Source organism: Myxococcus sp. XM-1-1-1, from assembly GCF_020037095.1.
GTDB classification, from domain to species: domain Bacteria; phylum Myxococcota; class Myxococcia; order Myxococcales; family Myxococcaceae; genus Myxococcus; species Myxococcus fulvus.
Genome location: NZ_JAIQDH010000009.1, coordinates 277,999 through 301,408, shown reverse-complemented (window position 1 = coordinate 301,408; position 23,410 = coordinate 277,999). Strand labels below are relative to the sequence as shown.

Annotated in this window: 24 protein-coding genes; 4 read left to right on the top strand and 20 right to left on the bottom strand. The window is 70.3% G+C overall.

Annotation, left to right across the window (positions count from 1 at the left end; translation table 11 throughout):
• Nucleotides 1-14 precede the first annotated feature (14 nt).
• From K8640_RS20165 to fsa, 3 genes are all read right to left on the bottom strand, one after another.
• A complete protein-coding gene (locus tag K8640_RS20165; protein ID WP_046715805.1) occupies nt 15-812 on the bottom strand; it encodes an electron transfer flavoprotein subunit beta/FixA family protein in 798 nt (265 codons plus the stop codon).
• A 149-nt stretch (nt 813-961) separates the two neighbouring features.
• Complete coding sequence (locus tag K8640_RS20160; protein WP_223748492.1) at nt 962-2,098, bottom strand: acyl-CoA dehydrogenase family protein; 1,137 nt, start codon at nt 2,096-2,098, stop codon at nt 962-964.
• A gap of 162 nt (nt 2,099-2,260) precedes the next feature.
• Nucleotides 2,261-2,914: a fructose-6-phosphate aldolase gene (gene fsa / locus K8640_RS20155; RefSeq protein ID WP_141327363.1), complete on the bottom strand. Its 654-nt coding sequence runs from the start codon at nt 2,912-2,914 to the stop codon at nt 2,261-2,263.
• 150 nt (nt 2,915-3,064) lie between these two features.
• Here fsa and K8640_RS20150 point away from each other — a divergent pair, with 150 nt between their 5' ends.
• Nucleotides 3,065-4,123: an SIS domain-containing protein gene (locus tag K8640_RS20150; protein WP_223748491.1), complete on the top strand. Its 1,059-nt coding sequence runs from the start codon at nt 3,065-3,067 to the stop codon at nt 4,121-4,123.
• Between the two features lie 393 nt (nt 4,124-4,516).
• On the opposite strand, the gene K8640_RS20145 is transcribed toward K8640_RS20150, so the two are convergent.
• From K8640_RS20145 to K8640_RS20100, 10 genes are all read right to left on the bottom strand, one after another.
• The gene (locus K8640_RS20145; RefSeq protein ID WP_223748490.1) at nt 4,517-5,872 is read right to left on the bottom strand and encodes a hypothetical protein; all 1,356 of its coding nucleotides are present in this window, start codon (nt 5,870-5,872) and stop codon (nt 4,517-4,519) included.
• Nucleotides 5,869-6,393: a 2-amino-4-hydroxy-6-hydroxymethyldihydropteridine diphosphokinase gene (folK, locus tag K8640_RS20140; RefSeq protein WP_046715810.1), complete on the bottom strand. Its 525-nt coding sequence runs from the start codon at nt 6,391-6,393 to the stop codon at nt 5,869-5,871. Before folK ends, K8640_RS20145 begins: the two co-directional genes overlap by 4 nt.
• Nucleotides 6,390-7,163 carry a fumarylacetoacetate hydrolase family protein gene (locus K8640_RS20135; RefSeq protein WP_223748489.1) on the bottom strand — a complete coding sequence of 258 codons (774 nt, stop codon included), beginning with the start codon at nt 7,161-7,163 and terminating at the stop codon, nt 6,390-6,392. Before K8640_RS20135 ends, folK begins: the two co-directional genes overlap by 4 nt.
• Nucleotides 7,160-7,975 (bottom strand): 4-hydroxy-tetrahydrodipicolinate reductase, encoded by an 816-nt coding sequence (gene dapB, locus K8640_RS20130; protein WP_223748488.1) that lies wholly within the window; start codon nt 7,973-7,975, stop codon nt 7,160-7,162. The genes K8640_RS20135 and dapB overlap by 4 nt, the downstream gene beginning before the upstream one ends.
• 52 nt (nt 7,976-8,027) lie before the next feature.
• Complete coding sequence (gene dapA / locus K8640_RS20125) at nt 8,028-8,915, bottom strand: 4-hydroxy-tetrahydrodipicolinate synthase (RefSeq protein ID WP_223748487.1); 888 nt, start codon at nt 8,913-8,915, stop codon at nt 8,028-8,030.
• 16 nt (nt 8,916-8,931) lie between these two features.
• The gene (gene lysA, locus K8640_RS20120; protein WP_223748486.1) at nt 8,932-10,173 is read right to left on the bottom strand and encodes a diaminopimelate decarboxylase; all 1,242 of its coding nucleotides are present in this window, start codon (nt 10,171-10,173) and stop codon (nt 8,932-8,934) included.
• Nucleotides 10,170-10,415 (bottom strand): hypothetical protein, encoded by a 246-nt coding sequence (locus K8640_RS20115; RefSeq protein WP_223748485.1) that lies wholly within the window; start codon nt 10,413-10,415, stop codon nt 10,170-10,172. The genes lysA and K8640_RS20115 overlap by 4 nt, the downstream gene beginning before the upstream one ends.
• Nucleotides 10,416-10,417: 2 nt before the next feature.
• Entirely contained in the window at nt 10,418-12,253 is a 1,836-nt protein-coding gene (locus K8640_RS20110; RefSeq protein WP_223748484.1) for a TIGR04551 family protein, read from the bottom strand.
• Between the two features lie 128 nt (nt 12,254-12,381).
• On the bottom strand, nt 12,382-13,203 hold the full coding sequence (mutM, locus tag K8640_RS20105) for a bifunctional DNA-formamidopyrimidine glycosylase/DNA-(apurinic or apyrimidinic site) lyase (RefSeq protein ID WP_223748483.1): 822 nt from the start codon (nt 13,201-13,203) through the stop codon (nt 12,382-12,384).
• A gap of 68 nt (nt 13,204-13,271) precedes the next feature.
• On the bottom strand, nt 13,272-14,249 hold the full coding sequence (locus tag K8640_RS20100) for a Ku protein (protein ID WP_223748482.1): 978 nt from the start codon (nt 14,247-14,249) through the stop codon (nt 13,272-13,274).
• A gap of 249 nt (nt 14,250-14,498) precedes the next feature.
• On the opposite strand from K8640_RS20100, the gene K8640_RS20095 reads away from it, so the two are divergent.
• Entirely contained in the window at nt 14,499-15,323 is an 825-nt protein-coding gene (locus tag K8640_RS20095) for a M48 family metallopeptidase (protein WP_223748481.1), read from the top strand.
• Between the two features lie 12 nt (nt 15,324-15,335).
• Here the strand turns inward: K8640_RS20095 and K8640_RS20090 are convergent, their stop codons facing one another.
• Both K8640_RS20090 and K8640_RS20085 read right to left on the bottom strand, forming a co-directional pair.
• Nucleotides 15,336-16,382, bottom strand: coding sequence for a YihY/virulence factor BrkB family protein (locus K8640_RS20090; RefSeq protein ID WP_223748480.1), 1,047 nt, complete (start codon nt 16,380-16,382; stop codon nt 15,336-15,338).
• Nucleotides 16,383-16,472: 90 nt separating this feature from the next.
• Complete coding sequence (locus tag K8640_RS20085) at nt 16,473-17,360, bottom strand: MTAP family purine nucleoside phosphorylase (RefSeq protein WP_223748479.1); 888 nt, start codon at nt 17,358-17,360, stop codon at nt 16,473-16,475.
• A 93-nt stretch (nt 17,361-17,453) separates the two neighbouring features.
• Between K8640_RS20085 and K8640_RS20080 the strand changes: the two genes are divergently transcribed.
• The gene (locus tag K8640_RS20080) at nt 17,454-18,302 is read left to right on the top strand and encodes a hypothetical protein (RefSeq protein ID WP_223748478.1); all 849 of its coding nucleotides are present in this window, start codon (nt 17,454-17,456) and stop codon (nt 18,300-18,302) included.
• 164 nt (nt 18,303-18,466) lie between these two features.
• Nucleotides 18,467-19,951: an endo alpha-1,4 polygalactosaminidase gene (locus tag K8640_RS20075; RefSeq protein ID WP_223748477.1), complete on the top strand. Its 1,485-nt coding sequence runs from the start codon at nt 18,467-18,469 to the stop codon at nt 19,949-19,951.
• Between the two features lie 58 nt (nt 19,952-20,009).
• Here K8640_RS20075 and K8640_RS20070 read toward each other — a convergent pair whose 3' ends face one another.
• The 5 genes from K8640_RS20070 to K8640_RS20050 form a co-directional block, all read right to left on the bottom strand.
• Nucleotides 20,010-20,222 (bottom strand): helix-turn-helix transcriptional regulator, encoded by a 213-nt coding sequence (locus K8640_RS20070; protein WP_046715820.1) that lies wholly within the window; start codon nt 20,220-20,222, stop codon nt 20,010-20,012.
• Nucleotides 20,215-20,655, bottom strand: coding sequence for a hypothetical protein (locus K8640_RS20065; protein ID WP_223748476.1), 441 nt, complete (start codon nt 20,653-20,655; stop codon nt 20,215-20,217). Before K8640_RS20065 ends, K8640_RS20070 begins: the two co-directional genes overlap by 8 nt.
• Nucleotides 20,656-20,776: 121 nt before the next feature.
• Nucleotides 20,777-21,733 (bottom strand): DMT family transporter, encoded by a 957-nt coding sequence (locus K8640_RS20060; protein WP_223748475.1) that lies wholly within the window; start codon nt 21,731-21,733, stop codon nt 20,777-20,779.
• On the bottom strand, nt 21,706-22,719 hold the full coding sequence (gene queG, locus K8640_RS20055) for a tRNA epoxyqueuosine(34) reductase QueG (RefSeq protein ID WP_223748474.1): 1,014 nt from the start codon (nt 22,717-22,719) through the stop codon (nt 21,706-21,708). Before queG ends, K8640_RS20060 begins: the two co-directional genes overlap by 28 nt.
• An 18-nt stretch (nt 22,720-22,737) precedes the next feature.
• The gene (locus tag K8640_RS20050; protein ID WP_223748473.1) at nt 22,738-23,301 is read right to left on the bottom strand and encodes a cob(I)yrinic acid a,c-diamide adenosyltransferase; all 564 of its coding nucleotides are present in this window, start codon (nt 23,299-23,301) and stop codon (nt 22,738-22,740) included.
• Between the last annotated feature and the right edge of the window lie 109 nt (nt 23,302-23,410).

Here is a 23,410-nt window from a genome sequence, read left to right as displayed (position 1 = left end):
ATCTTCCGAGAGGGTTAGACGACCTTCGCCTCGTTGCGCAGCTTGTCCACCAGCGTGGCCACGTCCGGCACCTTGATGCCGGCCTTGCGCGCGGGCGGAGACGCCAGCTTCAGCACCTGGATCTTCGGGGCCACGTCCACGCCCAGACCGGCCGGCGTCAGCTCCTCGATGGGCTTGCTCTTGGCCTTCATGATGCCCGGCAGGCTCGCGTAGCGCGGCTGGTTCAGGCGCAGGTCCGTGGTGACGACGGCGGGCAGCTGGCACTCCAGCGTCGCGAGCCCGTTGTCGACCTCGCGCACCACCTGGACGGCCTTCTTGTCCGCGGTGAGCTTGACGGCCGGCTCCTTGTTCTTCTCCTCGGCGCTCTCCAGCGACTCCACCTTGGAGGCGAACGTGGCCTGGCCCCAGCCCAGGAACTCGGCCAGGTACTGGCCCACCTGGTTCTGGTCGTCGTCGATGGACTGCTTGCCCAGGATGACCAGGTCCGGCTTCTCCTTCTCGGTCACCTTCTGGAGCAGGCCGGCGATGCCCAGCTGATCCAACGGGCCCGTGTGGTTCACCCACACGGCGCGGTGCGCGCCCATGGCCAGCGCGTGGCGCAGCTGCTCCTGCACCTCCTTGCCGCCGATGGACACCACCACCACTTCACCCTGGTGCTTGGCGACGAGCCGGAGGCCTTCCTCCACGCCAATCTCATCGAAGGGGTTGATCTTGTACTTGAGCCCCTCCTGGACGATGCCCGAGCCATCGGGCTTCACCTTGATTTTCGACTCGGGGTCTTCCACGCGCTTGGCGGTGACGAGGATCTTCACGGCGGCTTCTCCTTGCGGGAGGCGTTTTAGAAGGCTGGAAAACAGTCCGGCGCGCTTGGATTGACGCGACGCGCGAACGGCCTGGGTTAATAGGCATCCGGGCACCACGGCGGCAACGGGAAACGGCCGCCGGGCCCAGTTCTGCTTTTCTACTTGAACAGTTCTCGAGCGATGACGAGGCGCTGGACCTGGCTGGTCCCCTCGTACACCTGGATGAGCTTCGCGTCGCGCATCAGCTTCTCCACGGGGTACTCCTTGATGTACCCGTAGCCGCCGTAGACCTGGACCGCGTCGGTGGCGACCTTCATGGCCATGTCGGCGGCGAAGGACTTGGCGTAGCTGGACTGGAGGGTGTTGCGCTTGCCCTGGTCCAACAGCCACGCGCTCTCGTAGGTGAGCATGCGGGCCGCGTGGGTGTTCATGGCCATGTCGGCAATCATGAACTGGATGGCCTGGTGCTCGATGATGGGCTTGCCGAACGTCTTGCGCTGCGAGGCGTACTCCATGGAGTGCTCGAGCGCGGCGCGGGCGATGCCCACGGAGAACATGGCGGTCAGCGGGCGGCTGTTGTCCAGCGTGGCCATGGCGATGGCGAAGCCCTGGCCCTCCTCGCCGATGCGGTTTGCCACCGGCACGCGCACGTCCTCGAACGTGAGCGACACGGTGTCGCTGGCGCGCTGGCCCATCTTGTTCTCGTGCTTGCTGACGGACAGCCCCTTGGGGCGGCCCTCGACGACGAAGCAGGTGATGCCCTTGTGCTTCTTCGCCTTGTCCACGGTGGCGAACACCGTGTACTGCTCGGCGTGACCGCCGTTGGTGATGAAGCACTTCGCGCCGTTGATGACGTACTCGTCACCCTCGCGGCGCGCCGTGGTCTGCATGTTGGCCACGTCACTGCCGGCCTCGGGCTCGGTGAGGCAGAACGAGGAGAACTTCAGCTTCTCGGCGAAGTGGCCGAGCAGGCGCTTCTTCTGCTCCTCGGTGGCGGCGAGGATGATGGGCAGGTTGGCCAGGTCGTTGGCGATGATGGACGTGGCCACCCCCGCGCAGCCCCAGCTGAGCTCCTCCGCGACGATGGTCTGGTCCAGGTGCGACAGGCCCACCCCGCCGTACTCGGACGGGATGGCCATGTTCAGCAGGCCCAGCTCGAACGCGGTGGCCAGCAGGTCCCGAGGGAACGTCGCCGTCTCATCGTAGTGCGCCGCCTTGGGGCGGACGACCTCGCGGGCGTACTTCCGCGCCGTCTGCTGCAGCGCGCGCTGGTCCTCGGAGAGCTCGAATTCCATGAGATTCCTCGTGATGGGGTCGACGTGTTGACTCGGGAGTCAACGAATACATGCCGTCACGAGAAATCTCCAGCCCAACCCGCCTGGGAAGTGAGTGGTGCGCGGGGGGTCGGCCGACGCCCCGGGGGCCTGTCCTCTGGCACCCGGGGACGAGGCACGTGATTACTTCGCGGCCTTGGGGACCTTTTCCCAATCCGCGAGGAACTTCTTGATGCCCGCGTCGGTCAGCGGGTGGTTGGCCAGCTGGGTGATGACGTTGTACGGCAGCGTGGCGACGTGGGCGCCCATGCGAGCGGACTGGAGCACGTGGACGGGGTTGCGCACGCTGGCGACGAGCACCTGCGTGTCGAAGTCATAGTTCTGATAGATCTCCAGGATGTTGGAGATGAGCTCCATGCCGTCCTGGGAGATGTCGTCCAGCCGGCCGACGAAGGGCGACACGTAGGTGGCGCCGGCCTTGGCGCACAGCAGGGCCTGGTTGGCGGAGAAGATGAGGGTGACGTTGGTGCGGATGCCCTCGGCGGTGAGCGCCTTGACGGCCTTCACGCCCTCGACGCCCATGGGAATCTTCACCACGACGTTGTCGTGGATCTTCGCCAGGGTGCGGCCCTCGGCGATGAGCCCCTCGGCGTCCAGGGAGACGGCCTCGGCGCTGATGGGGCCGTCGACGATGGAGCAGATCTCCCGGATGGTCTCCTCGAGGCCGCGGCCGACCTTGGCCAGGAGCGAGGGGTTCGTCGTCACGCCGTCCACGCAGCCCATCGCGTGGGCCTTGCGAATCTCCTCCACGTCCGCGCTGTCGATGAAGAACTTCATCTGGTCACTCTCCTGGATGGGCCCGCGAATGAGGGCGAGGGATGGGGTCGGCTCCGAGGGAGCCGGGCGAGCAGGCGCGTAACCGATGCCCCCCCACGCGTCAAGGGTGGCCCCAGGCGGGAGTGGGAGGTAGAAGGCGAAGCCGTCGCCATGGCCCGCTCCCCACGCTCCGCCGCCAAGAAGCCCCGTCTGCGCGCCCTCCCCGGCCGCTCCACCCCGGCCCCCACGTCCGAGCTGGACGACGAGGCCCTGCTCGCGTGCGCGCGCGACGTGCTGGAGGCGGAGTCGCGCGCCATCCTCGGCGTGACGGCGCGGCTGGGCGCGCCCTTCGTGCGCGCGGTGCGGCTGGTGCGCGAGTGTCAGGGACAGGTCATCGTGACGGGCATGGGGAAGGCGGGCCACATCGGCCAGAAGCTCTCCGCCACGCTCGCGTCCACGGGTGTCCGCTCGGTGTTCCTGCACCCCGCGGAGGCGGTGCACGGGGACCTGGGCCGGGTGGCGCGCGGGGATGTCATCCTGGCGTTGTCGAACAGCGGCTCCACGGAGGAGCTGGTGCGGCTGCTCCCGTCGTTCAAGCGCATGGCCACGCCGGTCATCGCGTTGACGGCGGACACGCAGAGCGCGCTGGCGCGTGGCTCGGACGTGGTGCTGGAGATTGGCCACATCGAGGAGGCGTGTCCGATGGGGCTGGTCCCCACGGCGTCCACGGCGGCGCTGCATGCGTTGGGGGACGCGCTCACGATGGCGGTGCTGCGCTCGCGGCCGTTCGGGACGGATGACTACGCGCTGCTCCACCCGGGTGGGAAGCTGGGCCGCTCGGTGCAGCGCGTGTTCGAGCTGATGCGCACGGGGCCCGCCAACCCGCTGGTGCGCGACACCGCCACGCTGTCGGAGGTGGTGGGGGTGATGACGAAGACACCGGGCCGGCCGGGCGCGGCCTGCGTGGTGGACCGCACGGGGCGGCTGGTGGGCATCTTCACGGACGGCGACCTGCGCCGCCGCGTGGAGCAGGGGCTCACCGACTTCAAGATCCAGGTGCGCGACGTGATGGGCAAGCAGCCGCGCTGCGTGACGCCGGAGACGCTGGCGCTCTCGGCCACCGCGCAGATGCGCGAGCTGAAGGTGGACCAGCTGCCCGTGGTGGACGTCGAGGGCCGCGCCGTGGGCCTGCTCGACGTGCAGGACCTGCTCGCCGCGAAGTTCGTCTGACGGGCCGCGACGCGCGGGCGCTCGCCGACGTGCCCACCGGAGGGGTCCGTGGGTTCGTGCCACCCACGCGCGCCTCAAGGAGCACCTCGCCGCGTGTGGACTCAAAGCACGGCGCCATCGCATCAACTCGGTGGTGCCGCGCCCGCGCAAGCACCGGCATCCCTGAACGGTACGGACGCCCCTGCGTTCGCCAGGGCCAGCGCCCCCAGGCAGCGCCCGCGTCAGCATCGATCTCGCTCGCCTGGACGGACGGACCTGCACCACCAGCGTCAACGCACCGCCGACGCAGTGCGGACCACACGGTGCACATCCTGGCATCTCGCGACGGGCGGGATTCCCCGCGATGCCACGAGCCATCGCACCGCCTCTTGGCGGCGCGGGCCCAGCCGACGCCTACCGCGACAGCTTCGCCTGGAGGCCGGCCTTGTTGTAGTCGGGCGCGTCCGAGGACAGCTTCTCCCACAGGGCCTTGGCGCCCTTGGCGTCACCCTTCTCGAGCAGCATGTCGCCCAGCTTCTCCACCGACGCCGGGTCCGACTGCACCGCCACGCCCCACACGCGCGCGGCCATGGGCCGCCCCAGGCCCACCAGCGCCCACGCCATGCCCGCCTTCGCGCGGCCGTTCTCCGGCTGGAAGGGCACCACACGCGTGTAGTTGCCGAGCGCCTCCTGGAAGCGCCCCTTCGCCAGGTGCTCCTCACCCTCCTCCACCAGCTTCGTCAGGCCCTGCTCCAGCTCCGGCGTGCGCTCGGTGTTCTTCACCGCGTCCACCATCTCCGGCGTCAGCGGACGCGGCGCGTCCTGCGCGGGAGCGGCGGCCAGCGCCTGCGACAACCGGATGCGGCGATCCTCGGCGCGCGCCGCGAGCAGCTTCGCGCGCCCACCCGCCTTCACCGTCTCGTCCACCAGCGCCGACATCCGCTTCGCCGTGGCCGCGCGCGCGGAGTTGGGGTTGAGGGCCTGCACCGCCTCGAAGCCCTCGTGCGCCTGCTTCAGCGCCGCCAGGTCCTCGCCCTTCGTCTCGAACAACACCGAGGCGCGCCCGTAGAGCGCCTCCTCGTGCCGGGGCTCCACCTCCAGCACCGCGCCGTACGCCGCCAGCGCCGCCGCCGAATCTCCGCCCAGGTACAGCGCGTTGGCGCGCATGACGCCCGTCTCCAGCGCGGGCTCCAGCGCCGCGCGAGCACAGGCCGCCGCGCCCGCCGCGTCACCCTTCTTCGCGCGCTCGCTCGCCACCTGCCCCATCGCCTCCAGCGGCTGCCCGGGCGTGAAGCCACACTTCGCGGCCTCCGCCGTCGGCACCGGCGTCTTGCCCAGCTTCTTCTTCTGCGCCAGGAACAGGTCGCGCACCGGCTTCGCTCGCTCCTCGGCCTGCTGCAGGTACGTGTCCGCGTCCACGTTGCGGCCGTTCACGTAGTACAGCCGGCCCAGCGACGCGGCGATCTCGAACGTCTTCTCGCGCCCCTTCAGCCCCTCCGTGGAGTCGAGCTGACGCAGCAGCTCGTCCGCGGACGGAGGCGCCTTGCCCGTGCCCGACAGCGGCGGGTGCCCCGAGGGCAGCGCGTCCGGAGACGTCGGCATCTGCCCTTCGAGCGGAGGATGCCCTTGCGGCAGCGCGCCCCCCGCGCCCATGGACGGCGCGGTGGGGGACGCCTGCGTCCCCGGGGGGACGGGCGGGTGACCAGGGGGCAGAGAAGAGGGCTCGGCGGCGAGCAGCGCCGCGGTGGCCAGGGCCAGGGAGAGGTTCATGTCTCGTTGCTCGGCAGGCTCGCTTCGGGCCACCAGGTGGCTTCACTCCTGCGGACATCCTGCGGGGCGAGTTTCCCGAGGAGCTCCTTCACCGTCGTCCCCAACACGGGGTGCAGCAGGTCCGGCGCCAGCTCCGCCAACGGCTCCAGCGCGAAGCGACGCTTGTGCAATTCAAGGTGCGGCACCTGGAGGTGCGGGTCCGCCACCACCTGGCCCTCCCAGAAGAGGATGTCCAGGTCGATGGTGCGCGGGCCCCAGTGCTGCTCGCGGCGCCGGCCCAGGTCCTTTTCAATCTGCTGGAGGATGACCAACAGGCGCTGCGGGGACAGCGCGCAGTCCAGGGCCACCACCGCGTTGAGATAGCGCGGCTGCGGCGGCCCGACGGGGGCGCTGTCGAAAAGAGAGGAACAACGAAGCACCGCCACCGCATCGATGCGGGACAGCGCGGTGAGGGCGGCGACCAGGTGGGACTCGCGGTCCCCCTCGTTCGAGCCCAACCCGACGTAGACGATGGTGCTCACGGCTCCAGCTCAACTGGATTGAGCAGCGTCCCGATTCCCTCGATTTCCACTTCAACCGAGTCACCGGCCGCAAGCTTCCCCACTCCCGAGGGCGTGCCGGTGGAAATCATGTCCCCTGGGAGCAGCGTCATGATGTGGGAGATGAACGACACCAGGCGAGCGGGGCTGAACACCATGTCGGAGGTGCGGCTGTCCTGGCGCACCTGCCCGTTCACCCGGCAGGAAATCTGGAGGTCGGCGGGCGACAGGCCCGTCACCGCCCACGGCCCCGCACACGCGAAGGTGTCGTAGCCCTTGGCGCGCGTGTGCTGCGTCTCGCGCTTCTGGATGTCTCGCGCGGTGACGTCGTTGAAGCACGTCAGGCCCCAGATGGCGCGCGCGGCGGTCATCTCGTCGGCGTTCTTGAGCTTCTCGCCGATGACGAGCGCCAGCTCCGCCTCGAAGTGCACCTCCTGGCTCGCCTTGGGGATGCGGATGGGGGAGCGGGGGCCGTTGAGCGCGGTGGAGGGCTTGGTGAAGATGAGCGGCTCGACGGGCACGGGCTTGCCCATCTCCTCCGCGTGCTTGCGGTAGTTCTGGCCGATGCAGACGACCTTCGACGCGTCCGCGGGCACCAGCAGCGTCACCGCGGACAGCGAGCGGCGGATGCCCGTGTCCTTGACGCCGGTCAGCCAGGGCGCCGAGGAGAGCACCACCACCTCGGTGCCCTCGACGCGGCCGTGGTGCGCGCGGCCCTCGTAGAGGAAGCGGCAGTAGCGGGCGGTCGTCATGAAGTCCTCTGGAAGCCGAGCACGTCGGCCATGTCATACAGCCCCGGCGGGCGGCCCACCACCCAGCGCGCCGCGCGCAGCGCCCCCAGCCCGAACTGGTCGCGGCTGGTCGCCCGGTGCGTCAGCTCGATGCGCTCGCCCTCGCCGAAGAAGTACACGGTGTGCTCGCCCACCACATCCCCCCCGCGCAGCGTCTGCACGCCAATCTCCTTCGCGGGGCGCGCGCCCGTCTGCCCGTGGCGCGCGAACGTCAGGTCGTCCTGCGTGCGGCCCAGCGCGGAGGCGAGCACCTCCGCCAGCCGCAGCGCCGTGCCGCTGGGCGCGTCCTTCTTCATCCGGTGGTGCGCCTCCAGCACCTCCACGTCGAAGCCCGGGCCCAGGACACGCGCCAGCTCCGCGGCCACGCGGATGACCAGGTTGACGCCCACCGACATGTTCGGCGCGGCGACGATGGGCACCTGCTTCGCGCTCTCGGCCAGCGCCTGCGACGCCTCCGGAGAGAAGCCGGTGGAGCCGCACACGAAGGCCACGCCGCGCTCGGCGCACGCCTTCGCGTGGGCCACGCTGACCTCCGCGCTGGTGAAGTCGATGACCACGTCCGCCTTGGCCGCATCCAGCGCGCGGCCCAGGTCGTCGGACACCTGCACCTCGAGCGCGCCGATGCGCGCCGCAAGCCCCGCGTCCAGGCCCACCGAGGCGCTGCCGGGCCGCTCCGTGGCGCCGACGACCTGGAGGTCCTCCGCGTCGCGCGACAGGCGCAGGAGCGTGCTGCCCATGCGTCCGGTGATGCCGGTGATGACGGTGCGAATCATGGTGGGCCGCGCTCCTGGCGTGTCGTGGCGTGTGGCGCTCGGCAGAGCGGCTTCAGTGCTTCAGCAGGCCCAGCTGACGCAGCTCCTCGGCGAGCTTCGTCGCGTTGGGCTCCGTCATGGGCACCAGCGGCAGCCGCACCTCCGGCCCGAAGAGGCCCAGCAGGTGCAGGCCCCACTTCACGGGGATGGGGCTGGACTCCACGAAGAGCAGCCGGTGGAGGGGGTTGAGCTTCACCTGCAGCTCGCGCGCCTTGGCGATGTCGCCGGCCCGCGCGGACGCCACCAGGTCCGCCATCATCCGGGGCGCCACGTTGGACGACACGGAGATGACGCCCTTGCCGCCGCAGGCGATGAAGGGCAGCACCGTGAAGTCGTCACCGGACAGGAGCGTCAGCCGCTCGCCGCACTTCTCCAGGATGTCCACCGCCCGAGCCATGTTGCCGGTGGCCTCCTTGATGGCCACCACCTCCGGGAAGTCGCACAGCCGCTGCACCGTCTCCGGCAGCAGGTCCACGCCGGTGCGGCCGGGGACGTTGTACGCGATGATGGGGAAGCCCGGGTGCGCCCTGGCCACCGCGCGGAAGTGCTCCACCAGGCCCGCCTGCGTGGGCTTGTTGTAGTACGGCGTGACGATGAGCGTGCCGTCCGCGCCCGCGTCCCGCACGCGCGCCACGCCCTCGATGACCTCGGCGGTGTTGTTGGAGCCCGCGCCGCCGACCACCAGGGCCCGGCCCTTCGACTCCTCCACCACCACGCGCACCGCGCGGGCGCGCTCGTCCGCGGACATGGTGACCGACTCACCCGTGGTGCCCATGGGGATGAGCACGCTGGTGCCGCCCTCGAGCTGCTGCCGCACCAGCGCCCGGTAGGCCGACTCGTCGAGCGCGCCGTTGCGGAACGGGGTGGCCAACGCCGTCATGGAGCCTTCGAAGGTCTTCATGCCGGCGCTTATATGTTCAGGCCCGCTCGCCGCGCCAGAGATCCTCGGTGCGCTCGCGCTCCCGCACCACCCGCCAGGCCTCCTCGGCCACCAGCACCTCCGCCGGACGGGGGCGGGAGTTGTAGTTGGAAGCCATGCTCATGCCGTAAGCCCCGGCGCTGAGGAAGGCATACAGCTCGCCCGGCTGGGGGAGGACCAGGGAGCGCGCCTGGGCCAGCACGTCGGTGGACTCACACACCGGCCCCACCACATCCACCTCCACTTCCTTGCCCCGCCGCTTCACCAGCGGGACGAAGCCGTGGTGGGCCTCGTAGAGGGCGGGCCGCAGCAGGTCATTCATGCCCGCATCGACGATGGCGAAGCGCTTGGCCGGGGTCTGCTTGCGGTACAGCACGCGCGTGAGCAGCACGCCCGCGTTGCCCACCAGCGAGCGCCCCGGCTCCAGCACCAGCCGCGCGCCCGTGTCCTTCGTGGCCGCGAGCACCACGCGCGCGTACTCCGCCACTGACGGAGGCGTCTCGTCCGTGTACGTGATGCCCAGCCCACCGCCCACGTCCAGGTACTCCAGCGGGTGCTTGCGCGCCTTGAGCTCGCGGTACAGGCCCGCCACCTTGGTGAGCGCCGCGCGCACCGGCGAGCTCTGCGTGAGCTGCGAGCCGATGTGACAGTCCAGGCCGAAGGCCTTGAGGCCCCGCATCTTCCTGGAGCGCTCGTACAGCGCCACCGCCTCCTCGAAGGGCACGCCGAACTTGGACGTCTTCAGCCCGGTGGCGATGTAGCGGTGCGTGCGCGCGTCCACCTCCGGGTTCACGCGCAGGGCGAACGGCGCCTTCTTCCCGAGCCGCCGGCCCACCGCGTCCAGCGCCTCCAGCTCCTCGGCGCTCTCCACGTTGAACAGGAGCAGGCCCGCGTCCAGCGCGGCCGCCATCTCCTCCGGCGTCTTGCCCACGCCCGCGAACACCGTCTTCGCGGCCTCGCCGCCCGCCTGCCGCACGCGGGCCAGCTCTCCGCCGGAGACGATGTCGAAGCCCCCGCCCAGCCCCGCGAACAGCCGCAGGATGGAGAGGTTCGAGTTGGCCTTCACCGAGTAGCAGATGAGGGGCCGGGCCTCGCCGAAGGCGTCGACGACGGCGCTGAAGTGGCCGGTGAGCGCCGCGGAGGAATAGACGTAGGCGGGCGTGCCCACCGCGTCCGCGATGGCGGGCAGCGGCACGCCTTCCGCGTGCAGCACGCCCTTTCGATAGGTGAAGAAGCTCACGGGACTCCGGCGTCCGCGTCGGTGGTGGTGGTCGGCGTCACCACGCCACCATCCGTCGTCGGAGACACGGAGGGCCCGGTGGGCGCCACCGTCGTCGGCGCGGTGTCCGACGGCGGAGGAGGCGTCTCCGTCGCGGGCGCGCTCGGCGCCAGCGGCGGCTTGGGCGCGCCCTTGATGCCACACGCCACCACCCCCAGCACGAGGAGGGCGGCGATGCTCAGCGAAGAGAGGGCGCGCTTCATGACTAGAACTTCACGCCCAGCCAGCCGCGGATGGTGTGCGGCGTCTCCAGGTCCCGACGCAGCACCTCCTGGTACTGCTGCAGGCCGCTCATCGGGAAGAGGATGCCGTAGGCCAGGCCCGCGATGAAGCCGTCCTCGGTGGTGTAGTCCACGCCCGCGTTCAGCTCGATGCCCAGCGACTTGCTGGTGAACGACGGCGTCGACTCGGCGTAGAGCGCCTGCGAGTAGATGAGGCGGCCGTACACGTCGATGCCCGGCGCCACCGCGTACTTCACGGACGGGCGGATGTAGAACGCGTCGGTGATGCCGCCGATGAGCTGGCGCCAAAGGATGAGGTCCACGCGGTAGTCGCGGTTGAAGCGGAAGTTGCGGATGGCGTCATCCGCGCAGCCGCCCGCGTCGCAGCGGTACTGGGGGCCTTCCACGTCGCCCGGCTGGGTGTAGTTGTTGGGGCCGTTCGGGTTGCCGGAGCCGGTGCGGCCCGGGTAGTTGCCGAAGCCCGGCGCCTTGTCACCGGAGGCGAAGCCCAGCTCCAGGCCCACCGTCAGCTTGTTCTCCACCGCCTTCACCTCACCCTGGAGCACGCCGCCGAACTGGGCCACGCGCAGGCTGGGGTCCGCCATCGCCTCGTTCAGGCTGAGGCCGCGGCTGTTGATGCTGCCGAGCACCGCCGCCAGCTCCATCTCGATGCGCCAGGAGCGCTCCTCGTAGCGCAGCCAGAAGTCCGGGACGTACAGCTTGGCGTCGCGGGGGATGAAGCTCACCTGCCCCGTCGTGTCGTTGGTGATGTCCTGGTAGTTCTGCGTGCGGTAGGTGAAGTGCAGGCCGTACTGGAGCACGCCCTGGTTGTTGTCGAGCTTGGAGCGGATCTGCGCGTCCGTGTCCCGGCGGGCGATGGCGAGCACCCAGCTGTGGGCGTCATCGGCCTGGGTCAGGTCCACCGGCTCGCCCTGGGCGCCCGTGCGGTACACCGAGCCCTCGGAGTTGAAGTCCAGCATCGGCGTGACGTACCAGCCGGCGAACGGCTCGGTGACGAACTGGATGCGGTCCACGGTGTCGCCGAAGTCGCAGTCGAAGCAGTTGCCGTCGTTGCGCAGCATGCCCAGGCCCCAGTGGCTGCCCATGCGGCCGAAGCGCAGGATGCCCACCGGCGTGTTCACCTCGCCGTAGGCGCGGCGCAGCTTGATGGAGTCCGACAGCGTGTTGCCCAGCGACTCCTGGTCCTCGGAGAAGATGGTGAAGACGTTGCGCGCGTCACCCGGGTAGAGCGTGTCCGGCGTGGAGCCCAGCACCAGGTTGTCCAGGCCGTCCACCTGGAGCTTGATCTTCACCTGCTCGGAGATGTTGAACGTGGGGTCCAGGCGCAGGCGCATGGTGGCGAACGACTGGGTGTTCGCCGACGTGCGCGAGGAGCGCGGGAAGAGGTCCTGGCCCGCGATGGTGGCCGGGACGCGGCCCAGGTCGAACTTGTAGAAGAGCGTGGGGCGCAGGCGGAAGTAGCCGTCGAGCTGGAAGACCTCCAGCTTGCGCTTCTCCTCGGGGTACTCCTCGCTCCACTCCTCGCCGTTGAGGGACTGCTTGGCGGCCTCGGCGCGAATCTCTCCGCGCAGCTCCTGCTTGGTGGCCTCCAGGTCGTCCTGGGTGACCGCCTCGGCCGCGGGCACGGTGGTGGCGGCGGGCTGCGCGGCGGCGGGCTGCTCGGGGGCGGTGGCCGGAGCCTCGGGGGCGGGGGCGGGCGCGGCCTCCGCGGGCGCGGGCGGAGGCGTGCCCCCGGCGGGCACCTGGGCGGTGGCCGTGGAGGAAGCGACGAGCAGCGCCGCCAGCAGGACGTGAGACATGGGCAACGATCTCCAGGGCCGCTCGGGGCGGCCGGGTCGGAAAGGCGGGCGATTCAAGCCATGGGACAGGGGGGTGTCAACGCCAACCGGGACGTCGGTTCGCGCCGTTGACGACAGGACGCCCGGGGTCATTTCCCTGCCCTCCCCCGGGGTTGGCACTTCGGACAGGCGTAGGTGGTGCGTCCTGCCTGGGTGAAGGACTCCACCGGCGAGCCACACCTGGAGCACGGGCCCTCACCGCGGCCGTACACCAGGAACGGGTTCTCCGAGCCACCCTCCTCCAGGTACACGGGCTCCTCGCCCTGCTGCTCCTCGAGGCCGAAGTCGATGCTCTCCCGGATGGCCTGGACCAGGCGCTTCCAGTCCTCCGGGGTGAGGGTGGAGGGCTTGCGCGCGGGGTGCAGGCCCGCTCGGAACAGGGCCTCCGCGGCGTGGATGTTGCCCAGGCCGGCGATGCGCCCCTGGTCCATCAGCGCCACCTTCAGGTCCTGCTTCGAGGACGCCACGGCCTGCTCCAGCTGGCCGGCGGTGAGGCCGTCCGCCAGCGGGTCTCGCCCCAGGGCCTTCACCACGTCGAGCGAGCGCAGGCCCGCGGCGGGGGTCGGCTCCATGCGCCCGAACATGCGCGCGTCGGCGAAGTGCAGCACCTGACCGTCGTCGAGGTGGAAGCGGGCGCGGCTGTAGGGGACGACGTCGGTGGAGGCGCGGCGCACGAACTTGCCCGTCATGCCCAGGTGGCCCAACAGGCCCCGGCCTTCCTCGAAGGAGAAGAGCAGGTACTTGCCCCGGCGCACGAGCGACTCCAGCCGCCCCTGCAGCTGAGCGAAGCGCGCACGGTCGGCGCCGCGGAAGACGCGGGTGTCATCCGCCTCCGCGCGCACGAGTCGACGGCCCGTGAACCAGCGCACCAGATTGCGCCGGGCGATCTCCACTTCGGGTAACTCGGGCATCCGCCCGGGCACATAGCACCGGCCCCAAGCCCGGCCCACGCATTAATTGCGGAGGGCCCCGGACGCGCTCAGCCGCGAGGCTTCTTCGGATCCGGCGCCCCCAGGCCGCCACTGCCCTCCGGGGTCGTCGACCCGGGCGTCGAGGCCTCCCGTGGATCATCCGGCGCCCCACCCACCCCTGGCTCCACCCGGAACGGCTTCGAGCCGAGCCCTCCTGAGTCCTCCCGAACCTCCCGCGCCGCCAGCCGTGGACGCAGCCGCAGCGCCCCTTCCACCGGCGTCACCTCCGGACCTCGTACCTTGGCGCCTGCTGGAGCACCCACCTCCGGCGCCGCCCGGGGCACACGCCTCGACCTCGCCTGCGCGCGAGCCCGTCGCTCCAGGAAGGCCATCACCCGCTGGCGGTGCTCATCCGGATGGCGCCGGGGGTCGAACGTGGTGGAGCGGGACTCGATGAGCCGGAGCGCGACCTCCAGCTCTCCGGGCGCCACACCCACGCCCGTCGTCTCCAGCTCGGAGAGCTGCTCCTGTGAGACCACCTCGTCCACGGCGTGCAGGGTGGACAGCACGAGCCCCCGAGCGTGGGGCCGCACCAGACACAGGTGGCCCTTCTGATACAGCACCACCCGCCCCACGCCCACGCGTCCCGACACGCGCAGCGCCTCCGTCATCAACGCATACGCCTGCTCCACGCCACGCGCCGGCACCAGGTGGTACGAGGTGTCCAGCAGCAAGGGGTCCACCTCCGCCGGGTCCACGAACTCCTCCAGCGCGATGACCCGGCTCGACACCGGGTCCAGCGCGTCCAGCTCACCGCTCGTCACGGTGACCTGCCGGCCGTCCTCCAGCGTGTACCCCCGCACCACGTGCTCGAGCGGCACCTCCTCGCCATCGGCGGAGCACACCCGCTTGTTCTGGATGCGGGCGCCGTCCGCGTCGTGAATCAGGTGGAAGCGGGCCTGCCGGGAAGAGACGGCGCCGTGCAGCCGTACCGGGAGCGTCACCAGCCCGAAGCTCAGCGAGCCCACCCAGACCGGACGAGCCATGTCGACCTCCTCGCGGTGTCCCCCACGACCGACACCCCACGCTGCAAACGTCGATGGCCTCCGACACCGCCGCAAGGCTCGCACGCACCACCGGAGGGCACGCGAGCCGCGCGACGCCCGAGCGACGCGGGTCCGTTGTCGGTCGGAAGCGTCACGAGGGGCTTGCCGTGGAGGCGGACGCTGCCCAAGAGTCCGGGCAGTCAGTCGCTCTCTCAACGCATCAACCGGTCAAGAAAGGCGCATTCGGTCATGCAGCGGATTCTCTCGGCGGTATGGAGCCTCGCCCTCGTCATGGGCGTGACGACGGGCTGCACCACGCAGCGCGTCCAGGCGGAGAAGGCTCTCGCGAAGACCTTCATCTCGGATGAGCAGGAGGAGGAGATCGGTCAGCAGGTGAAGAAGGAGCTCGAGCAGAAGGAGAAGATCAAATACGTCGAGGACCCGACCATCGTCGAGTACGTGCGGGGCCTGTCCGCGCCCATCCTCAAGCAGGCCACCAAGGACCGGCCTGGGGTGAAGTGGAAGATCAACGTCATCGACGACCCGAAGACCGTCAACGCCTTCGCGACGCCCGGCGGCTACCTCTACGTCTACACGGGCCTCATCCTCGCCTCGGACACGGAGGCGGAGCTGGCGGGCGTCATGGCCCACGAGGCGGGCCACGTGGTCGGCCGCCACTCGGCGCGCGCCATGGTCAACCAGATGGGCATCCAGACCGTCACCCAGCTCGCCCTGGGGCAGAACCCCGGCGCCGCCGCGCAGGTGGCCGCGCAGCTGGTGGGCGGCGGCGCGCTGCTCGCGCACAGCCGCAGCGAGGAGCTGGAGGCGGACGAGTTCGGCGCGCGCTACTCGTCCGGCGCAGGCTTCGACCCCAAGGGCCTCATCACCTTCTTCCAGAAGCTCCAGGCGCAGGGCGGTGACACGCCGGGCGTCATGAAGTGGCTGAGCACCCACCCCACCAACCGGCAGCGCATCGGCGACCTGGAGAAGTACATCAAGGAGAAGAACCTGCGCGGCACCAACAACAGCCCGGGCCAGCTGCCCGCCATCAAGCAGAAGCTGGGCGCGCGCTAGCCCCGGGCGTCGTCAGTGCAGCGTGGAGGGCGGAGGCTGCTGCTCCGCCGCGGAGGGCTCGGGGGACTTCCCCCGGGCCACGCGCCGACGCCAGCGCCAGAAGGCCATCTTCGAGCGCTTCGCGCTGGCGGCGCTCTTGGCGGCCCCCGGCGTCTTGAGGGGCGGCTCGGCGGGCGCGGGCTCGTCGAAGTCGCGCGCGCCCTTCTCCTTCCCCTCCGCGGAGGCGTGCTCGAGGATGGCGTTGATCTCCCCGCCCAGGATGAACACCAGCCCGGAGATGTAGAGCCACAAGAGCAGCACCACCACGCCACCGATGGAGCCGTAGGTGACGTTGTACTTGCCGAAGTGCTCCACGTACTGCGTGAAGCCCCACGTGCTCCCCATCCACGCCAGCGTGCCCAGGATGGAGCCGGGGGTGATGTACTTGAAGCGCTGCTTCACGTCCGGCAGCAGGTAGTAGCAGAGCGACACCACCAGCATCACCAGGCCCGCGGTGAAGGGCCAGCGCGCCCAGGACCACACCAGGTAGAACGCCTCCTCCACCTGCAGCCGCGTCGCGAGCCACGCCCCCAGCCGCCCGCCCAGGAGGAACACCGCGAAGGACAGCGGAATCAGCAGCGTGCCCACCAGCGTCACCACCACCGCCAGGCCCTGCGTCTTCCACACGGGCCTGGACTCGGGCACGTCGTAGGCCAGATTGAGCGCCTTGCGCAGGGCGTCCGCGCCGCGTGACGCCGACCACAGGGCGAGCACGAGACCCACGGTGAGCAGCCGGGGCCGGGGCTGGTCCACCAGCGCCGTCAGGTGCTGCGTCACAAGGCCCAGGGCGTCGCCAGGCACCAGCGGGCGGAGGCGCTCCAGCATCGCGTCCACCGCGCCGGGCGCGAACGGCAGGTACGCCACCAGCGTGACGAGGAAGAACAGGAAGGGGAACAGCGAGAACAGCAGGTAGTAGGAGAGCTGCGCCGCGATGTCCGTGACGGTGTCTTCCTGGAACTCCTTCACGAAGCGCCGCGCGAACTCGCGCCACGTGAGGTACTTGAGCCGTGGCAGCCGCATCCTTCCCTCCTCGCTCCCCACTCTCGGGTAACGGAAGGTGGGGTGCGTGACGCCGTTCGGCAGCAGGCGGCCGACCGAGCCCTCGCCTTGCTAGACGACGTTCGGCGGGAGGTATCTGCCCAACAGTGGACGAAGCCGCGAGCGGACCTCGTCGGGGATGCGGGAGCGCTCGGTCCACAGCGCCATGGCCAGCGCGGAGTCACACCGGCAGGTGACGGGCGTCTCCGCGATGCGCGAGAGCGCGCGGCGGATGAGGGCGGCGCCCTTGGAGGTGACGGCCTGCACGTTCTGCGACAGCCGTTCCAGGAGGGCCTCGTGCTCCTGGCCCTCAGGAGGCGACTGCCAGGAGTCGTAGTCGGTGGGCAGCGCCACCAGGGCGTAGTGCAGCTCCGCCTCCCGGGCGAGCCGCGCCTCCGGCATGGCCGTCATGCCCACCAGGCCCCCGCCCCAGGTGCGGTACAGCAGGCTCTCCGCGCGGGTGCTGAGCGCGGGGCCCTCGATGCAGACATACGTGGCCTGGGTGGCCACCACGGCGTTGGAGGCGAGGGCGGCGTTGGACAGCGCCTTGCGCAGCGTCGCGCAGAAGGGCTGCCCCAGCTCCACGTGCACGGCCACGTCGTCGTAGAAGGTGCAGGGGCGCCGGTAGGTCCGGTCGATGACCTGGTCCGGCACGACGAGCTGCATCGGCGGCAGGTGCTCCTGGAGGCTGCCCACGGTGCTGGTGGAGAGCACGTGCGTGACGCCCAGCTGCTTCAGCGCGAACAGGTTGGCGCGGTAGGGGGCGCGGGTGGCGTTGAAGAGGTGGCCCTGGCCGTGGCGTGGAACGTAGACGACGGAGACGCCGTCCAACTCCCCGGAGAACAGCGGCCCCGCATGGGGACCGAAGGGCGTTTCGAGGGTGTGGGTCTCCAGACGACCATTGAACCCCAGGAGGTGTTCCAGACCATGGCTCCCGATGATGCCCACCCTGACAGCCATGTTCCTCCTTGGGCGCTCCGGCCGCGCTCCCCGGACCATACCGCGCCCCCCTGGCGCCGGGAGGCACGAAGACTGGTAGTTTTCGCAATTGCCATGCGTTCCCTTCCCGTCCTGCTCCTGGTGCTCGCCGCCAGCCCCGTCAGCGCCCAGCGCGGCACCGTCCCCTCCGGCTGTCAGGAGGACTACGCCACCTGCAAGGAGGACTGTTCCATCGAGTACGGCGGCAGCGGCCGCACGCTCAAGAAGCTCACCCAGTGCCTCTCCATCTGCACGGAGAACCGCGAGGAGTGCAGCGACCGGCACTCGGCGATTCGAGGGCTGCCGTCGGGCGTGGTGGCGGACGAGCCGCGTCGCCCGTCGCGCCGTCCGGGCAAGCCGGTGAACCGAGAGGAGGACCCGTTCGGTGACGCCAACTCCAGCTCGGAGCCCCGGCGCACCACCAACCGCGAGGAGGACCCGTTCGGCGACGCGCGTCCGGAGCGTCCGCCCGGGCCGCGAGGCGCGTACCGCTCGCCCGACGAGATTCCCGCCGAGGACACGAGCCCGCCGAAGGAGCCGACGCCCGCGCCGCTCGACACGTCGCCGCCTCCGCCGCCGGTGTCGCGGCAGGGCGTCTATCGCGCGTCGGACTCCGAGCCGAAGCCCGCACCGGAGCCCTCGGCGGACATCCCCGATGACCTGGAGCCGCTGGACGCGCCGCCCGCGCCCACGCCCACCGCCGCGACCAGGCCGTCGCCGCGCTCGGAGCCCGCCCGGACCGAGGCCCCGGCCGCCCCGCGGACCGAGGAGAAGAAGGACCCGCTGCTCGACGGCGAGCCCGCGCCGGCGCCCGCGCCCACCGCGAAGAAGGCGCCGCCTGCCGCACCCGCGGCGCCTCCGCGCCCCAAGCCGCCGCCGGACCCCAAGTACGACATCTCCGAGTGGGACCCGAACGGGGACTGATTCGGACGGCGAGGTTCGTGTCCGCGTCCAGGCTCGGACGAATGTTCCAGCGATGAAGGGGAGTCCGTGCGCAGCGACGACGTGCGCACAGACTTCACGTTGCTCGCACACGTCGCGCGGCGTTAAGGCCGGCTCGCTACTCCACACCCCTGAGGAGCCGTTGCATGCGAGTCGCGATGAAGTGGTTGTTGGCTTGGAGCTGGCTGGCCCTGCTGGCCGCGTGTGGCGACAAGGCCGCGCACGATGATTTCGACACGGGACAGGACGCCATCCTGCCCGACGCGCGGACCCTGCCCTGCGCCACGCTCCAGTTCGAGCGCGGCGCCCTCCCCTCGGGACAGAGCGGCCAGGGGCTCAACACCCAGACGTTGTCCGGAACGCAGGACCGCTGGGCCGAGTACGTCGAGTTCGCGCCGAACAGCTCCGCCACGTGCACCTATCCGCTGCCCACGGGCGTGAGCGCGGACAGCGTCGTCGCGGCCGAGGTCGGCGTGAACTACCGGGGCCCCGCGAAGGCGCAGATGCGCTGGGTCATCGAGGCGTGGGACTACTCGACGAACAGCTGGGCCCTGGTGGGTGACAACACCTTCGCGCAGTCGTGGCGCTGGACGGCCACGTCGCTGGCCCTGCCCACGCCCGCGCGCTTCCTGTCCGGCGGCCCGGTGAAGCTGCGCTACCGCACGGACTCCACCGCGGATGCGTCGCTGCTGGACCTGCTCGTCGTGCGCGTGCAGGTGGCGGCGAGCGACGCGGGCACGCCCACCGACGCGGGGACTCCGACGGACGCGGGCACGCCCACCGACGCGGGGACTCCGACAGACGCGGGCACGCAGGTGCCCTGGGCGAACGTGAAGAGCTTCACGTACCAGCTCACCAACTATCCGCAGGGCAAGCTCGACGCGATTGCCGCGTCGAAGTTCGACCTGGCCATCGTCGAGCTCGTGCGCGACGGCTCCAGCGGCTACTTCACCGCCGCGGAGATTTCGGCGCTCAAGGCCCGGGGCAAGCAGGTGCTCGCCTACTTCGAGATTGGCGCCATCGAGGAGTACCGCCCCGAGTGGAGCCAGGTGCCCGCGGACCTGAAGCTCGGCCCCGTGTCCGGCTGGCCCGACGAGCAGTACGTGAAGTACTGGGACGAGCGCTGGTGGCCCATCGTCCAGGGCCGCATCGACCGCGCGCTCGCCGCGGGCTTCAACGGCTGCTACCTCGACATGGTCGTCACGTACGAGGAGATTCCCGCCAACTCCGCCGGCACCAACCGCGCCGACCTCGCGCGGAAGATGGTGGCCCTCATCGCGCGCATCAACACGTACGCGAAGGCGCGCAACCCGGACTTCAAGGTGGTGCCGCAGAACTCGCCGGAGCTGGTCGATGACCCGGCCTACCTGCCCGCCATCGACGGGCTGGGCATGGAGGACATGTACTGGTCCGACGACGTGGCCTGCGACGAGGGCTGGTGCGAGGAGAACCGCACCAACGCCGCTCGCGTGCGCGCCGCGGGCAAGCTGGTGCTGTCCACCGACTACGCCACGCAGTCCGCCCACATCGCGGATGCGTACACCCGCTCGCGCGCCGCGGGCTTCGTGCCCTACGTCACCGTGCGCGCGCTGGACCGCGTGACGGTGAACGCGGGATGGGACCCGCAGTAGCCCGCCCCAGTGGGAACACCGCGCCTCGGGAAGTGCCCACGAGGCGCGGTGTCGGGCTTCAGCGCTCCCAGCGGAACACCGCCTCGAGCGGCTTGCCGAAGACCTCCGCGATGCGGAACGCCGTCTCCAGGCTGGGCGAGTACTTGCCCGCCTCAATCGCGGCAATCGTCTGACGCGTGAGGCCCACCTTCTCGCCCAGCGCGGCCTGCGTCATCTCGCCCGCGAGGAAGCGCAGCGTGCGGATTTCGTTGGTCAGCCGAGGCTCAGGCACGCAAGCCCCTGCGGTAGCCCGACACCGTCAGGCCCGTGTGCACCAGCTCCGCGATGACGATGGCGAGAATCGCCGCGTTCGCCACCTTCCAGCCACTGGCGCCGAACGGCATGATGCAGCCGACGAGAATCATCCCGCCCATCAACACGTAGTACGCGACGGACGCGGAGCGATGCGCGATGGCCCGGTCGCGCTCGTCGGGCCCGGTCCTCTCGCCCGGTGCCCGACGCATCCGGCCGACAATCGCCGAGACACCGAGCACCACGCCCTGGAACACCGCCGACGCGGTCAGCATGATGATCTGCGACCAGAACGTGAGCTCACCCCGCGCGTCCAGCACCGCGACCGCGGTGAAGTACGTCCCGTAGCTGATGACGAGCAACACCAGGAACACCCACGCGAACCGCTCCCGGGACGACATCTGCGTCTCCATGAACCGCTCCCTTCACGTACCGCACAATGTTAAGCATTCAAGACTCCATGTCAAGAATGCTTAACATCCCTCCAAAGGCCCCGTCGGCACCGCGAAAGCGAGGCACGAAAGAAAAAGGTCCTCAGGTCGCGGGACGGTCCGTCGTGGGAGCGAGGACCGGCGGCTTCGTCACGGCCGTCTGGGTGAGCCGCACGCCCGCGAGCACCAGCACGCCGCCCACGGCGATCTCCCAGTGCAGGGCCTCATCCAGCAGCGCCCACGCGGCCAGCGCCGTGGCGGCGGGCTGGAGGTTGGAGAAGATGGCCACCTTCGACGCCGACACCTTCGACAGCGCGTAGTACCAGAGCACGTACGCGACCACCGACGTCAGCAGGCCCAGGTACACGATGCAGCCCTTCGCGAGCGTGCTCGTGGCCACGAGCGCCTCCGGGTTCGCGACGAACGGCGCGAACGGCAGCATCATCACCGTGGCCATCGTCATGCACCACGCGGTGGCGCGCAGCGGCCCATGGATGGCGACGAAGGGCTTGCCCTCCGTCGTGTAGACCACCCACGCCATCACCGCGCAGAGGATGAGCAGGTCGCCCGTCAGCGAGCCGCGCGCCTCCGCGAGCCCTCGGCCGAGCAGCAGCACCACCACGCCCACGAAGGCCACGGCGATGCCCGCGAGGGTCCGCGTCGAGGCACGCTCCTGTCCTCGCGCGAGGCTGAGCACGTACACGCCCAGCGGCATGAGCGAATACAGGAGCGCGCCGTGCGCGGCGGTGGAGCGCGACAGCCCCGTGAAGAAGAACAGCTGGTTCACCGGGCCCGCCATCAGCCCGAGGAACAGGATGCGGCCCCAAGCGTTTCGCGGAGGAAGCTTGGGCCCGGGCACCAGCGCCAGCAGCGCGATGAACACGAGCCCGCTGAGCATGAAGCGCCAGAACACCACCGTGAGCGGCGGCAGCTCCGCCATGGCGCGCTTCGCGGCGAGGTACGTCCCCGCGCTGATGAGCACCTGGATGAGGAGGGCGGCGTAGACGCCGCGCAGCGAAGGCGTGGAGGAGTTCAGGGGACCAGCTGGCGCAGTGCCCATTGCGCCGCGCTACGTACCAATTCGCTCGAATCGTCGCTGAGCTTTTCGAGCAGGTGCCGCGCGTCCGCCTGTCTGGCCACCCCCAGCGCGTACACGGCGTTGCGGCGCAGCACGTCGTAGCGTGCACGCGCCAGCGCCGTCCCCGGGATGAGCTGCTCGTACTGCTCCGTCGTCAGCCCCGCCAGCTCCAGCGTGCCCAGCTCCGCCACCGCGCGCGGCGCGAAGCGCGGGTGCTCCGCGAACACAGGCTTGCGGTTCAACGGACACACCTGCTGACAGATGTCGCACCCGAAGATGAGGTTGTTGAACTTGAAACGAAAGGCCTCGGGCACCTCGCGCTCGCGGTTCTCGATGGTCTGGTAGGACAGACACGCTCCCGCGTTCACCTGGCTGTTGCCCACCAGCGCGCCCGTGGGACACGACACGAGACACCGACGACACGCGCCGCACCGGTCCGCCGTGGGGCCGTCCGCGTATTCGTCCACCTCCGCGTCGATGACGAGCGTGGCCAGCAGCACCCACGAGCCGAAGGGCTCGGTGATGAAGCACCCGTTCTTGCCCACGTAGCCCAGGCCCGCGCGCGCGGCCCACACCTTCTCCATCAGCGGGCCGCTGTCCACGCTCCCGTACGTGCCCAGCCCCGGGGCCATCTGGATGATGGCCTTGCGGAACGCCTTCATCCGGTCGCGCAGCGTGGAGTGGTAGTCGCGCCCCCGCGCGTACCGGGCGATGGGCGAGCCCTTCGACGGCTCCTCGTCGCGGTAGTAGTTGTTGACGAAGGAGATGACCGTCTTCGCGCCCGGCAGGAGACGGCCGACGTCCAGGCGTTCCTCCGCCCGCTCGCCCATCCAGTCCATGTCCGCCGCGTAGCCCGCCTCCAGCCAGCTCAGGAGGAAGCGCGGCTCGATGGGCTCCGCGCGGGCGAAGCCCACCAGGTCGAAGCCCACCGAGCGGGCGAGGTCACGAAGCGGAGCGGTGGGGAGCAAGAAGACGCCTTGAAGAGACTAGGACTCGGACGGCTTCTCCGGAATCCACTTCACGTCCTGCACATTCGCGCGGTGGTTCGCCACGCGCGCCATGACGAAGAGCAGGTCGGAGAGCCGGTTGAGGAAGATGACCACGTCCTTGGGAATCGTCCCCTCGCGCAGCAGCGGGACGGCGCGGCGCTCGGCGCGACGGCACACCGTGCGAGCCAGGTGCAGCGCGGCCGCCGCCTGCGTGCCTCCGGGCAGGATGAAGTGCGTCATCTTCGGCAGCTCGCTGTCGAACCGGTCCATGGCGTTCTCCATGTCCGTCACCCAGCTCTCCTTCAGCGGAGGCAGGTGCGAGGCGGCCTTCGCGTCCATGGGCGTCGCCATCACCGCGCCCACGGTGAAGAGCTGGTCCTGCAGCCGGTGGAGCATCGCGTCCAGCTCCGGCGGCGGGGAGAAGCCACGCACGAGGCCCAGCGTCGCGTTCAGCTCGTCCACCTCGCCGTAGGCATCCACGCGCACGTCATCCTTCGGGACCCGGCCGCCCCCGAATAGACCGGTATCTCCGGCGTCTCCGCGCTTCGTGTAGATTTTCATGTCCGGGCTTCTACCGGCGGGATGCGCCGCGCGTCCAATCCGAAGGACGTGTGTGGACCCAAGTGAGATTGCAGGGTTGCGGGCACTGCGTTTCTTCGTGCTTGCCACT

What these genes read in the sequence shown, in the direction of transcription:
- K8640_RS20160 (WP_223748492.1), bottom strand. Translation starts at nt 2,098, where the DNA reads ATGGAATTCGAGCTCTCCGAGGACCAGCGCGCGCTGCAGCAGACGGCG.
- fsa (WP_141327363.1), bottom strand. Translation starts at nt 2,914, where the DNA reads ATGAAGTTCTTCATCGACAGCGCGGACGTGGAGGAGATTCGCAAGGCC.
- K8640_RS20150 (WP_223748491.1), top strand. Translation starts at nt 3,065, where the DNA reads ATGGCCCGCTCCCCACGCTCCGCCGCCAAGAAGCCCCGTCTGCGCGCC.
- K8640_RS20145 (WP_223748490.1), bottom strand. Translation starts at nt 5,872, where the DNA reads ATGAACCTCTCCCTGGCCCTGGCCACCGCGGCGCTGCTCGCCGCCGAG.
- K8640_RS20135 (WP_223748489.1), bottom strand. Translation starts at nt 7,163, where the DNA reads ATGACGACCGCCCGCTACTGCCGCTTCCTCTACGAGGGCCGCGCGCAC.
- dapB (WP_223748488.1), bottom strand. Translation starts at nt 7,975, where the DNA reads ATGATTCGCACCGTCATCACCGGCATCACCGGACGCATGGGCAGCACG.
- dapA (WP_223748487.1), bottom strand. Translation starts at nt 8,915, where the DNA reads ATGAAGACCTTCGAAGGCTCCATGACGGCGTTGGCCACCCCGTTCCGC.
- K8640_RS20115 (WP_223748485.1), bottom strand. Translation starts at nt 10,415, where the DNA reads ATGAAGCGCGCCCTCTCTTCGCTGAGCATCGCCGCCCTCCTCGTGCTG.
- K8640_RS20110 (WP_223748484.1), bottom strand. Translation starts at nt 12,253, where the DNA reads ATGTCTCACGTCCTGCTGGCGGCGCTGCTCGTCGCTTCCTCCACGGCC.
- mutM (WP_223748483.1), bottom strand. Translation starts at nt 13,203, where the DNA reads ATGCCCGAGTTACCCGAAGTGGAGATCGCCCGGCGCAATCTGGTGCGC.
- K8640_RS20100 (WP_223748482.1), bottom strand. Translation starts at nt 14,249, where the DNA reads ATGGCTCGTCCGGTCTGGGTGGGCTCGCTGAGCTTCGGGCTGGTGACG.
- K8640_RS20095 (WP_223748481.1), top strand. Translation starts at nt 14,499, where the DNA reads ATGCAGCGGATTCTCTCGGCGGTATGGAGCCTCGCCCTCGTCATGGGC.
- K8640_RS20090 (WP_223748480.1), bottom strand. Translation starts at nt 16,382, where the DNA reads ATGCGGCTGCCACGGCTCAAGTACCTCACGTGGCGCGAGTTCGCGCGG.
- K8640_RS20085 (WP_223748479.1), bottom strand. Translation starts at nt 17,360, where the DNA reads ATGGCTGTCAGGGTGGGCATCATCGGGAGCCATGGTCTGGAACACCTC.
- K8640_RS20080 (WP_223748478.1), top strand. Translation starts at nt 17,454, where the DNA reads ATGCGTTCCCTTCCCGTCCTGCTCCTGGTGCTCGCCGCCAGCCCCGTC.
- K8640_RS20075 (WP_223748477.1), top strand. Translation starts at nt 18,467, where the DNA reads ATGCGAGTCGCGATGAAGTGGTTGTTGGCTTGGAGCTGGCTGGCCCTG.
- K8640_RS20065 (WP_223748476.1), bottom strand. Translation starts at nt 20,655, where the DNA reads ATGGAGACGCAGATGTCGTCCCGGGAGCGGTTCGCGTGGGTGTTCCTG.
- K8640_RS20060 (WP_223748475.1), bottom strand. Translation starts at nt 21,733, where the DNA reads ATGGGCACTGCGCCAGCTGGTCCCCTGAACTCCTCCACGCCTTCGCTG.
- K8640_RS20050 (WP_223748473.1), bottom strand. Translation starts at nt 23,301, where the DNA reads ATGAAAATCTACACGAAGCGCGGAGACGCCGGAGATACCGGTCTATTC.